The sequence below is a fragment of the Streptomyces sp. NPDC047886 genome, from assembly GCF_043204435.1.
In the GTDB taxonomy this organism is placed as follows: Bacteria; Actinomycetota; Actinomycetes; order Streptomycetales; family Streptomycetaceae; genus Streptomyces.
In genome coordinates this window covers 1,077,494-1,089,447 of record NZ_JBIDCF010000001.1, presented here as the reverse complement: position 1 = coordinate 1,089,447, position 11,954 = coordinate 1,077,494, and the positions used below count along the sequence as shown (strand labels likewise).

The 11,954-nt window shown below is 71.8% G+C and carries 9 protein-coding genes; 2 read left to right on the top strand and 7 right to left on the bottom strand.

The window, feature by feature from the left end:
• The first annotated feature begins 130 nt into the window (after positions 1-130).
• Positions 131-1,732, top strand: a complete 1,602-nt coding sequence (locus ACGF5U_RS04715) for a beta-N-acetylhexosaminidase (protein ID WP_392712916.1) — start codon at positions 131-133, stop codon at positions 1,730-1,732.
• A 70-nt stretch (positions 1,733-1,802) separates the two neighbouring features.
• Here ACGF5U_RS04715 and ACGF5U_RS04710 read toward each other — a convergent pair whose 3' ends face one another.
• The 7 genes from ACGF5U_RS04710 to ACGF5U_RS04680 form a co-directional block, all read right to left on the bottom strand.
• The gene (locus ACGF5U_RS04710; RefSeq protein WP_392712914.1) at positions 1,803-3,077 is read right to left on the bottom strand and encodes a lysine N(6)-hydroxylase/L-ornithine N(5)-oxygenase family protein; all 1,275 of its coding nucleotides are present in this window, start codon (positions 3,075-3,077) and stop codon (positions 1,803-1,805) included.
• Between the two features lie 250 nt (positions 3,078-3,327).
• Positions 3,328-4,209 carry a siderophore-interacting protein gene (locus ACGF5U_RS04705; protein WP_392712913.1) on the bottom strand — a complete coding sequence of 294 codons (882 nt, stop codon included), beginning with the start codon at positions 4,207-4,209 and terminating at the stop codon, positions 3,328-3,330.
• A 5-nt stretch (positions 4,210-4,214) separates the two neighbouring features.
• On the bottom strand, positions 4,215-5,261 hold the full coding sequence (locus tag ACGF5U_RS04700) for an ABC transporter substrate-binding protein (protein ID WP_392712911.1): 1,047 nt from the start codon (positions 5,259-5,261) through the stop codon (positions 4,215-4,217).
• A 174-nt stretch (positions 5,262-5,435) separates the two neighbouring features.
• The gene (locus ACGF5U_RS04695; protein WP_392712909.1) at positions 5,436-6,596 is read right to left on the bottom strand and encodes an acyl-CoA dehydrogenase family protein; all 1,161 of its coding nucleotides are present in this window, start codon (positions 6,594-6,596) and stop codon (positions 5,436-5,438) included.
• A 5-nt stretch (positions 6,597-6,601) separates the two neighbouring features.
• Entirely contained in the window at positions 6,602-7,519 is a 918-nt protein-coding gene (locus ACGF5U_RS04690) for a hydroxymethylglutaryl-CoA lyase (protein WP_392713205.1), read from the bottom strand.
• A 20-nt stretch (positions 7,520-7,539) separates the two neighbouring features.
• Positions 7,540-9,492 (bottom strand): acetyl/propionyl/methylcrotonyl-CoA carboxylase subunit alpha, encoded by a 1,953-nt coding sequence (locus ACGF5U_RS04685; RefSeq protein ID WP_392713203.1) that lies wholly within the window; start codon positions 9,490-9,492, stop codon positions 7,540-7,542.
• A 31-nt stretch (positions 9,493-9,523) separates the two neighbouring features.
• A complete protein-coding gene (locus tag ACGF5U_RS04680) occupies positions 9,524-11,140 on the bottom strand; it encodes a carboxyl transferase domain-containing protein (RefSeq protein WP_392712907.1) in 1,617 nt (538 codons plus the stop codon).
• A 111-nt stretch (positions 11,141-11,251) separates the two neighbouring features.
• On the opposite strand from ACGF5U_RS04680, the gene ACGF5U_RS04675 reads away from it, so the two are divergent.
• Entirely contained in the window at positions 11,252-11,848 is a 597-nt protein-coding gene (locus ACGF5U_RS04675) for a TetR/AcrR family transcriptional regulator (protein WP_392712906.1), read from the top strand.
• The last annotated feature ends 106 nt before the right edge of the window (positions 11,849-11,954 follow it).

Below are 11,954 nucleotides of genomic sequence, written 5' to 3'. Positions count from 1 at the left end.
AGAAGCGCAAGATCGGGAAGGAAACCGGCTTTGGTCTATACCTTGACCGGTGTGTGAGGCGCACGGTACGCATGGTGACTGTTCGGTTGCCCGCACCACAGGTGAGACGTCCGCTGAAGGGACCCGGCTTGTGAGAAAGCACAGAACGATCCCGCTCCTGCTCGGCTCGCTGCTCCTCGTCGCCGCCACCGCGGCCACCGCCGTGGCCGGAGCGCCGTCCGGCGCCCCCGCCGGCACCGCCCCCCGGCCGCTGGGGGACGTCGTACCGGTGCCGTCGTCCGTACGGCCCGGCGGCGCGCCCTACACGCTCAACCCCGCCACCCGCATCCTCGTGGACGACGGCGCCCGCGACGCCCGCCGCGTCGGCGGCTACCTGGCCGCCCTCCTCCGTCCCTCCACCGGCTACGCCCTGCCCGTGAGCGACGACGCCGGGCCCGGCGGCATCCGGCTGCGCCTCAGCCGGGGCGACAAGGCCCTCGGCGACGAGGGCTACCGGCTGGAGTCGAGCCGCCGGGGCGTCACGATCACCGCCCGTACGGCCGCCGGGCTCTTCCACGGCGCTCAGACCCTGCGCCAGCAGCTCCCGGCCGCCGTGGAGTCCCGGACGCCGGTGCCCGGCCCCTGGACCGTCGCGGGCGGCACCATCACCGACGTGCCGCGCTACGCCTACCGGGGCGCCATGCTCGACGTCTCCCGGCACTTCTTCACCGTCCCCCAGGTCAAGCGCTACATCGACCAGCTCGCCCTCTACAAGATCAACAAGCTGCATCTGCACCTCTCCGACGACCAGGGCTGGCGCATCGCCATCGACTCCTGGCCGCGCCTGGCCACCTACGGCGGCTCGACTCAGGTCGGCGGCGGGCCCGGCGGGTACTACACCAAGGCCCAGTACAGGCACCTCGTCGCGTACGCCGCGTCCCGCCACATGGAGGTCGTCCCCGAGATCGACATGCCGGGCCACACCAACGCCGCGCTCGCCTCGTACGCCGAGCTGAACTGCGACGGCGTCGCCCCGCCCCTCTACACCGGCACGAACGTCGGCTTCAGCTCCCTGTGCGTGCCCAAGGCCGTCACCTACGACTTCGTGGACGACGTGGTCCGCGAGCTCGCCGCGCTGACTCCCGGCCGGTACCTCCACATCGGCGGGGACGAGGCCCACTCCACCAGCCACGAGGACTACGTCACCTTCATGGACCGGGCGCAGGCCGCCGTCACGAAGTACGGCAAGACCGTCATCGGCTGGCACCAGCTGACCGGCACCACCCCCGCGAAGGGCGCCCTCGCCCAGTACTGGGGCCTGGACCGGACGAGCCCCGCCGAGAAGGAGCAGGTCGCGCGGGCCGCGCGCAACGGCACCGGGCTGATCCTGTCGCCCGCCGACCGGATCTACCTGGACATGAAGTACACCAAGGACACCCCGCTGGGCCTGGCCTGGGCCGGCTACGTCGAGGTCCGGCGGTCGTACGACTGGGACCCGGGCTCCTATCTGCCGGGCGTCCCCGCGTCGGCGGTCGTGGGCGTCGAGGCGCCGCTGTGGACGGAGACCGTCTCCGAGAACGCCCACATCGACGCCATGGCCTTCCCGCGGCTCCTCGGCGCCGCCGAACTGGGCTGGTCGCCGGCGGCCACGCACGACTGGGAGACGTACAAGCGGCGGCTCGCCGCACAGGGGCCGAGGCTCCACGCCCTCGGCATCGACTTCTACCGCTCGCCCCAGGTGCCCTGGGAGTGACACCTGCACCTACGCCTACACCGACCCGTCGCCGGCGTCCGCCGCCGGCGGCGGGCCGGCCGGCGGGTGCTCACACGGCGAACTGCTGGAACGCGATGGACTTCTCGATCGGGTAGTACTCGGTGCCCAGCAGCTCACGGATGATGCAGGCGTTGCGGTACGGCCCCATGCCCAGGTCGGGCGAGGTGATGGAGTGCGCGTGCGTCCCGGCGTTCTGGAGGAAGACGCCCCGGCCCGTCGTGTCGATGGAGTAGTTGCGCGCGATGTCGAAGCGGCCCTGTCCGTCCCACCGGATCCGGTCGCGCACCGGCTCCAGGAACGCGGGCACGGTGTACGTGTAGCCGGTGGCGAGGAGGAGGCCCTCGGTGCGTATCTCGTAGTCCTTGCCCTGCTCCTCCTGGCGCAGCCCCAGCGTGTACGTGCCGGTCGCCTCGTCGTACGACGCGGTGTTCAGCGACGAGTTGGTGAGCAGCCGCGTGGGCACGGGGCCGCCCGTCTCGACGTGCTTCTGGTAGAGCAGGTCGAAGATCGCGTCGACGAGTTCGCCGTTGATGCCCTTGAACAGGCCCTTCTGCTGCGACTCCAGCCGGTAGCGGGTCTCCTCGGGCAGCGAGTGGAAGTAGTCGATGTACTCCGGCGACGTCATCTCCAGCGTGAGCTTGGTGTACTCCAGCGGGAAGAAGCGCGGGGAGCGGGTCACCCAGTTCAGCTGGTAGCCGTGGACGTCGATCTCGGAGAGGAGGTCGTAGTAGATCTCGGCGGCGCTCTGTCCGCTGCCGACGACGGTGAGGGACCTCTTCGCCCGGAGCGCGTCCCTGCTCGGCAGGTAGCGGGAGGTGTGGACGACGTCACCGCCGAGGCCCCGGCAGGATTCGGGGATGTACGGCGGGGTGCCGGTGCCCAGGACGAGCCGGTGGGTGCGGAAGGTGTCCCCGTCGGTGGTGCGGACCGTGTAGAGCTCCCCGTCCGGGTCGTGCTCGACGCGCTCGACGGTGGTGCCGAAGCGGACGCTGCTCAGTTTCGCCGCCGCCCAGCGGCAGTAGTCGTTGTACTCGGCGCGCAGCGGATAGAAGTTCTCGCGGATGTAGAACGAGTACAACCGGCCTTTCTCCTTCAGGTAGTTGAGGAAGGAGTAGGGCGAGGTGGGGTCGGCGAGGGTGACCAGGTCCGCCATGAACGGCGTCTGGAGGTGGGCGCCGTCCAGCAGCATGCCGGAGTGCCAGTCGAAGTCGGGTTTGGAGTCCAGGAAGAGGCCGTCGAGCTCGGTGATGGGCTCGGTGAGGCAGGCGAGGCCCAGGTTGAACGGACCCAGTCCGATACCGAGGAAATCGAGGGGCGTGGACAAGGTTGTCTCCCAGGTACTGCTCGGCGCGGACTCGGGGCTCAGCAAAGTGAACTTCAGGTACGGGCGGGCGTCGACCTTCGTTCCGGCCACAACGGCTTCGCCCGACGCGAACACGCCTTGCGGGGACAGGGAAAGGGGGCGAGGGCTGGACTCAAGTAAGGCTAGCCTGGCCTAACTTGAGCTCGCAATCCCTCGCCCCCAGGAGGCGCACCGAGCTCGCAATCCCCGCCCCCCTCCGGAGGCGCACCGGTCACACGTCGGCGGTGGTGTCCGTCTCGGGGTCGGCTTCGGGTGTCTCGCGGAGCGCGTCCTCGCTCAGCCCCTTGCGCCAGTACCCGACGAACGTCACCCGGCGGCGGTCGATCCGCCGCTCGTTCACCAGATGACGGCGCAGCGCCTTCACCGCGCCGGACTCGCCCGCGATCCAGGCGTACGGAGCGGTGCCGGACAGCTCGGCCGCGCGCACCGCGTCCACGGGCGACGGCGCGCCCTCGTCCCGCACCAGCCAGGTGACGGTGGCGTCCGCCGCCGTCGCGAGCTCCAACCGGTCGTCGGCGTACGGCACTTCCAGCCAGACCCGGGCCCGGATCCCGGCCGGCAGCGACTCCAGGATCGCCGAGGCGGCGGGCAGCGCCGTCTCGTCTCCCCAGATCAGCACCTCGTCGGCGTCGGCGGGCAGCCGGAACCGGACGCCCGTGTTGTCCTCGACGGCCGGGCCGAGGACCACCACGCGGTCGCCCTCGGACGCCCGCAGCGCCCAGCGGCACGCGGGGCCCCCGTCCGTGTGGACGGCGAAGTCGATGTCGACCTCGTTCGTACCGTCGGCGGCGCGGCGCCGCGCCCGCACGGTGTACGAGCGCATCACGGCCCGCACGTCGTCCGGCATCGCCCGCCAGGCGCCCAGCGCCCCGTACAGATCGCCGTCATCGACGGGCGGCATGACGGGCTCGGGCTGCCCCGGGTGCGGCAGGAACAGGGAGAGGCTCTGGTCGCGGCCCCCGGCCGCGAAGCCCCCGAGGTCCTCGTCACCGGCGCCGGTGAAGGTGACGCGGATCAGCGACGGTCCGAGCCGCCGCACCCGTACCACCTGGAGGGAGAAGAAGCCGAACGGGGCGGTCCCGGCGGTCGTCATCGGGGTCAGGCCACCTTCTTGGCGTTCTCGATCGCCTTGGCGAGGTCCTCCAGGATCGGCGCGCACTTGTCGTACGAGTAGATGGGCTCGGTGACGCGCGGAACGACCTGGCCGGCCTTCACGGCGGGCAGCTGCGCCCAGGTCGGCTTGGAAGACAGGGCGTCGGGCTGGATGGCCGAGGTCCGGTTGTCCATCATGATGACGTCGGCCGGGTACTTGTCGATGTTCTCCCAGCTCAGTTCCTCGAAGAAGCCGGCCTCGTTCACCTTCGGCTCGACGAACCGCACACCCAGCTCCTGGAAGTAGAGCGTGTCCGCCGAGGTCTTCGCGAGGGAGACGTAGAACAGCTCCTGGCTGGCCGAGCCGATCAGGACGCGGATCTCCGGCTTGGACTTCGCGGCGGCGCGCAGCCGGGCCGCGGCCTTCTCGAAGCGCTCCTTCGCCGCGGCCGTCTTCTTGTCCTTCAGGTCGGCGCCCAGGGATTCGGCGAGGTCGGCGTGGCGCTGGAGCGCCTTGGGCATGGTGGTCTGGGCGGCCCACAGCGCGACGCTCGGCGCGATCTTGAGGATCTTGTCGGCGGACTGCGGCGGCAGGTACCAGAGCTGGTCCTTCTCCCACATCGCGGAGACGAGGACCTCCGGCTCCAGCTTCAGGTACGCCTCGATGTTGAACTCGCCCCAGACGTTGCCCAGGATCTCGACCTTCTCGACGTCCAGGTCGCCGGCCTGCGGGTCCGGCTTGTCCTCGCCGGTCTTGGCGTCCTTGACGGTCGTGGGGCCGAACACGCCCTTGACCTCGATGCCGTAGTCGTGGAGGGCGGCGGCGGTACCGGTGAAGGCGACGATGTTCTTCGGGACCGACGCCAGCTCGACGGCCTTGCCCCGGTCGTCCGTGAACTTCCAGGGGCCGGACTTCTCGCCGGCCGCCGCGTTCGAGTCCTCGGCGTCCTTGCCGCCGCCGCAGGCGGCCAGCGCGGCGCCGAGCCCGACGGCGCTGCCCGCGGTGAGCAGGCCGCGGCGGGTGAAGTGGGTGGCGCGGGCGGTGCTGGGCATGGCGGAATCGCTTTCGTACGGCCGGTAATCGACCCTTGGGCACGTTCGAAGGTAGGTTAGCCTAACCTCAGAAGCGGCCGCACGAGGGTGGGGTGCTCCCGCGCGGGAGCACCCCATCCCCGTGCCGCACCGCGTCACGTGCCGGTCGTCGGGCCGGCCGGCCGGTGCCCGGCGTCAGGCGGAGAGGCCCAGCTCGCGGGCGATCAGCATCCGCTGGACCTCGCTCGTGCCCTCGCCGATCTCCAGGATCTTGGAGTCACGCCACATCCGGGCCACCGGGTACTCGTTCATGAAGCCGTAGCCGCCGTGGATCTGCGTGGCCTCGCGGGCGTTGTCCACCGCGACCGTCGAGGAGTACAGCTTGGCGAGCGCCGCCTCCTTCTTGAACGGCTCGCCCGTCACCAGCCGGGAGGCCGCGTCCCGCCAGCCGATCCGGGCCATGTGCGCCCGCATCTCCATGTCGGCGATCTTGAACTGGATGGCCTGGTTGTCACCGATCGGCCGGCCGAAGGCGTGACGTTCCTTCGCGTACTTCACCGACTCGTCCACACAGCCCTGCGCCAGCCCCGTCGCCAGCGCCGAGATGGCGATCCGGCCCTCGTCCAGGATCCGCAGGAACTGCGCGTACCCGCGGCCCTCCTCGCCCAGCAGGTTGGCCACCGGGACCCGGACGTCCGAGAAGGACAGCTCACGCGTGTCCGAGGCGTTCCAGCCCACCTTGGAGTACGGGGCGGCGACCGTGAATCCGGGCGTGCCCGACGGGACGATGATCGAGGAGATCTCCGGCCGCCCGTCCTCCTTGCGGCCCGTGACGGCGGTGACCGTGACCAGACCGGTGATGTCCGTACCGGAGTTGGTGATGAAGCACTTCGAGCCGTTGATCACCCACTCGTCGCCGTCCCGGACGGCGGTCGTGCGCGTACCACCCGCGTCCGAGCCGGCGCCCGGCTCCGTCAGGCCGAAGGCGCCGAGTATCTCGCCGGAGCACATGCGCGGCAGCCACGCGCGCTTCTGCTCCTCCGTGCCGAACCGGTACACGGGCATGGCGCCCAGGGAGACGCCCGCCTCCAGGGTGATGGCGACGGACGAGTCGACCCGGGCCAGCTCCTCCAGGGCGATGCCCAGGGCGAGGTAGTCACCGCCCATGCCGCCGTACTCCTCCGGGAAGGGCAGGCCGAACAGGCCCATCTGCCCCATCTCGCGGACGATCTCGTACGGGAACTCATGGCGCTCGTAGAAGTCGCCGATCTTCGGTGCCACGACGTCGTGGGCGAACTGCTCGACGGTACGGCGCAGTTCCTCGTGCTCCGGCGAGAGCCGGTGGTCCAGGGACATCGGGGTCACTCCTTGTGGGAGAGGGCGCGGACGGTACGGGACGGGCTCGGGCGGCCCAGCTGTCCGGCCAGCCACACGCTCGTGGCGGTGAGCAGGCCGAGGTCGACCCCGGTGTCGATACCGAGGCCGTGGAGCATCCACACGAGGTCTTCGGTGGCGAGGTTCCCGGTGGCGGACTTGGCGTAGGGGCAGCCGCCGAGCCCGCCCGCGGAGGCGTCGACGGTGGTGACGCCGTGCTGGAGCGCGGCGAGCGTGTTGGCGAGGGCCTGCCCGTACGTGTCGTGGAAGTGCACCGCGAGGGTGCCGGTGGCGATCCCCGCCCCGTTCAGCGCGGTGAGCAGCGCCCGTACGTGGCCGGGCGTGGCCACGCCGATGGTGTCGCCGAGGCTCAGCTCGTCGCAACCCAGGTCGGCGAGGCTCCGGGTGACGCGGACGACCTGGTCGACGGGGACGGCACCCTCCCAGGGGTCGCCGAAGCACATCGACAGATAGCCGCGCACGGCCAGGCCCTCCGCCTTGGCGCGGGACACGACCGGGGCGAACATGGCGAGCGCCTCGTCCACCGTGCGGTTCAGGTTGGCCTTGGCGAACGACTCCGTGGCGCTGGCGAACACGGCGACCTCGCGGGCGCCCAGCGCGAGCGCCCGGTCCAGGCCGCGTTCGTTGGGCACGAGGACCGGCAGGCGCGCGTCCACGTCCCGGACGAGCGGGAACAGCCGCTCGGCGTCGGCGAGCTGCGGCACCCACGCGGGGTGGACGAAGCTCGTCGCCTCGATCGTGCCGAGGCCAGCGGCGGCCAGCCGCCGGATGAACTCGGCCTTCACCTCCGTCGGGACGACACCCCGCTCGTTCTGCAGGCCGTCGCGCGCGCCCACCTCGTGGACGCGGACGCGGGCCGGGAGGCCCGGTGCGGGCACGCTCATGGGCAGCCCCGTCGGCGCGGTCACGCTTCCTCCTCCTCACGGGCGTGGGGTTCGACGACCGCCAGCACCTGGTCCATGGCGACCGTGGTGCCGGGCGTGACGTCCAGTTCGGCGACGGTTCCGTCGTGCGGCGCGGAGATGACGTGCTCCATCTTCATCGCCTCGACCACGAGCAGCCCCTGCCCCGCGGTGACCTCGTCGCCGACGGCCACCTTGACGACGGTGACGGTGCCGGGCATCGGGGCGGTCAGGGAATCCGCGCCCGAGTAGGCCGACCGGGTGAGGGACGCCTCGACGGGGTCGTGGTCCAGCACGTTCCAGCTGTCCCCGTCCCGGCCGAGCCACGTCCCGGCGCGGTGGAACGTGTGGGTCAGCCCGTCCAGGGTGACGGTGACCCGGTCGTCGGTGACCGTGCGGGCCGTGGCCCGCACCCGGTGAGCTACGGGTTCGAGTCCCGGCACTCGCAGGTGGTGCGTGACCGGCAGCGGCTCGCCGCCCATCCGCCAGCCGCTCGGCACACCGAACGGATCGGTCCAGCCCCGGGCGTCCGGCCCCGGGCGGAGCCGGTCCTCGCGGATGGCCGCCGCGGCCTCGTACACCTCTTCGGGCACCCCGCCCGGGACGAGCCCGTCGGCCTCGCGCTCCACGAGCCCGGTGTCCAGGTCGCCGGCGACGACCGACGGGTGGGCGAGCAGCCTGCGCAGGAACCCGGCGTTGGTCGGCACGCCCAGGGTGACCGTGCCGGCGAGGGCGGCGCGCAGCCGACGCAGCGCCGTGGCGCGGTCCGGGCCGTGCACGATGACCTTCGACAGCATCGGGTCGTACAGGCTGGACACCTCGGTGCCCTCGCTCAGCCCCGAGTCGGTGCGCACCCCGGTGCCGCGCGGCTCGCGCAGGGACAGGACCGTGCCGCCGGACGGCAGGAAGCCGCGGGAGGGGTCCTCCGCGCAGATCCGGGCCTCGACGGCGTGCCCGGTCAGGGTGATGTCCTCCTGCTCGTACGGGAGCCGCTCCCCGGCCGCGACGCGCAGCTGCCACTCGACCAGGTCGATGCCCGTGATGAACTCGGTCACCGGGTGCTCGACCTGGAGCCGGGTGTTCATCTCCATGAAGTAGTACGAGGACGGGTCGTCGCCCGGGACGATGAACTCGACCGTGCCCGCGCCCCGGTAGCCGCAGGACCGGGCCGCCTGGACGGCCGCCTCGCCCATCGCCGCCCGGGTCTCCTCGTCCAGCAGGACCGAGGGCGCCTCCTCGATGATCTTCTGATGGCGGCGCTGGAGGGAGCACTCGCGCTCGCCGAGGTGGACGACGTTGCCGTGGCCGTCCGCGAGGACCTGGATCTCGATGTGCCGGGGCCGGTCGATCCACCGCTCCACCAGGAGGGTGTCGTCGCCGAAGGACGCCCGCGCCTCGCGCCGCGCGGCCGCGATCTCGTCCAGCAGAGCCGACTCGACCCTGGTCAGCCGCATGCCCTTGCCGCCGCCGCCCGCCGAGGGCTTCAGGAGCACGGGCATGCCGATCTCGCGTGCCGCGGCGGCCAGTTCGTCGTCGGTGAGACCGCTGCGGGATGAGCCGGGCACCACCGGAACACCGGCCGCCCGGACCGTCTCCTTCGCCCGGATCTTGTCGCCCATCAGGGAGATCGCGTCGGCGGGCGGCCCGATGAAGGCGATCCCCGCATCCGCGCAGGCCCGCGCGAACGCGGCGTTCTCCGCGAGGAAGCCGTACCCGGGGTGGACGGCCTGCGCGCCGGTCCGCGCGGCGGCCTCCAGCAGCCGGTCCACGCGCAGGTAGCTGTCGGTGGCGGCCGGCGGGCCGATCCGTACGGCCGTGTCGGCCTCTCGTACGTGCCGGGCGTCGGCGTCCGCGTCGCTGAACACGGCCACGGAGCGCACCCCGAGCGCGCGCAGCGTACGGATGACCCGGACCGCGATCTCGCCCCGGTTGGCCACCAGGACGGTGTCGAACATCGTCATCGTCTTGAAGTCCCTCACGAGTCGCTCACATCCGGAAGACGCCGAAGCCGGGCTCGCCCAGCGGGGCGTTGGCACAGGCCGTCAGGGCGAGCCCCAGCACCTGGCGGGTGTCCAGCGGGTCGATGACACCGTCGTCCCACAGCCGGGCCGTGGCGTAGTAGGCGCTGCCCTGCTGCTCGTACTGCGCGCGGATCGGGTCCTTGAAGGACTCCTCGTCCTCCGCCGGCCAGGTCTCGCCGCGCGCCTCCAGCTGGTCGCGCTTGACCGTGGCGAGGACGGAGGCGGCCTGCTCGCCGCCCATGACGGAGATCTTGGCGTTGGGCCACATCCACAGGAAGCGGGGCGAGTAGGCGCGGCCGCACATCGAGTAGTTGCCCGCGCCGTACGAACCGCCGATGACGACCGTCAGCTTCGGCACGCGCGTGCACGCCACCGCCGTGACCATCTTCGCGCCGTGCTTGGCGATGCCGCCCGCCTCGTAGTCCCGGCCGACCATGAAGCCGGAGATGTTCTGCAGGAAGAGCAGCGGGATGCCGCGCTGGTCGCACAGCTCGATGAAGTGGGCGCCCTTCTGGGCGGACTCGGCGAACAGGATGCCGTTGTTGGCGACGATGCCGACCGGGTGGCCGTGGATCCGGGCGAACCCGGTCACCAGCGTCTGGCCGAACTCCGCCTTGAACTCGGCGAACCGGGAGCCGTCCGTGATCCGCGCGATCACCTCGCGCACGTCGTACGGCGTACGGGAGTCGGCGGGCACCGCCCCGTACAGCCCGGCCGGGTCGACCTTGGGCTCGTCGGCGGGCTCCACCGACCAGGGGAGCGGGCCGCGCTCCGGCAGCGTCGCCACGATGTTCCGCACGATGCGCAGCGCGTGCGCGTCGTCCTCGGCGAGATGGTCGGTGACCCCGGAGACCCGGGAGTGGACCTCGCCGCCGCCGAGCTCCTCGGCCGTGACGACCTCGCCCGTCGCGGCCTTCACCAGGGGCGGGCCGCCCAGGAAGATCGTGCCCTGGTTCCGTACGATCACGGCCTCGTCGCTCATCGCGGGCACATAGGCGCCGCCCGCCGTGCAGGAGCCCAGCACCGCCGCGATCTGCGGGATCCGCGCGCCCGACATGCGGGCCTGGTTGTAGAAGATCCGCCCGAAGTGCTCCCGGTCGGGGAACACCTCGTCCTGCATCGGCAGGAAGGCGCCGCCCGAGTCCACCAGGTACACGCACGGCAGCCGGTTCTCCAGGGCCACCTCCTGCGCGCGCAGGTGCTTCTTGACGGTCATCGGGTAGTACGTGCCGCCCTTGACCGTCGCGTCGTTGGCGACGACCACGACCTCGCGCCCGCTGACCCGGCCGATCCCGGCGATCACGCCCGCGGCCGGTGCCTGGTCGCCGTACATCCCGTTCGCCGCCAGCGGCGCCAGCTCCAGGAACGGGGAACCCGGGTCCAGGAGCGTGTCCACCCGGTCGCGGGGCAGCAGCTTGCCGCGCGCGGTGTGCCGGGCGCGGGCCTTCTCACCGCCCCCCAGGCGTGCCGCCGCGAGCCGGGCGCGCAGGTCGTCGGCCAGCTCATGGTGTGCCGCCTCGTTGGCCTGCCAGGCGGCGGACGCGGGATCAGCCGCGCTCGCCAGCACAGGTGCCTGCTGCATCGTGTCGAGCCCCCTTGCCCGTACGACCTACTCATACGATCCACGTTAATGAGCGTTAACGTATGTCCTTCAGGTTAACGACCGCTAACCCGGTTGTCTAGAATCAATCCCATGAGCATCAGGACCGACGCCCCGACACGCCGCGAGCAGATCCTCCGGGAGGCCGCGCGCCTCTTCGCGGAGCGCGGCTTCCACGGCGTCGGGGTCGACGAGATAGGCGCCGCCGTAGGGATCAGCGGCCCCGGTCTCTACCGCCACTTCCCCGGCAAGGACGCGATGCTGGCCGAGCTCCTCGTCGGGATCAGCGAACGCCTCCTCGCCGGCGGGCGCCGCCGCGTCGAGGAGGCCGACGGCGACCCCAGGGCGCTGCTCTCCGCCCTGATCGACGGCCACATCGACTTCGCCATCAACGACCGCGCCCTCATCACCCTGCACGACCGCGAGCTGGACCGCCTCCGGGACGCCGACCGCAAGCGGGTGCGCCAGCTCCAGCGGCAGTACGTGGAGCTGTGGGTCGAGGCCGTACGCGAGGTCTACCCGGCGCTGGAGGAGGCCGACGCCCGCGCCGCCGTCCACGCGGTGTTCGGCCTGCTCAACTCCACCCCGCACCTCGGCCCGGCGGGCGCGCTCACCGGCCGCACCACCACGGCCGCCCTGCTGCACCGCCTCGCCCGGGGCGCCTTCGCGGCGGCGGCCGACGGAAACTGAGAAGGGCCGGCCGCGGCGGTACGCACCGCCACGGCCGGCCCCGGAATCACTCAGCTCACGACCCGTGTGTCAGACCCGGTCGGACCAGGCCGGGTCAGCCCGGTGG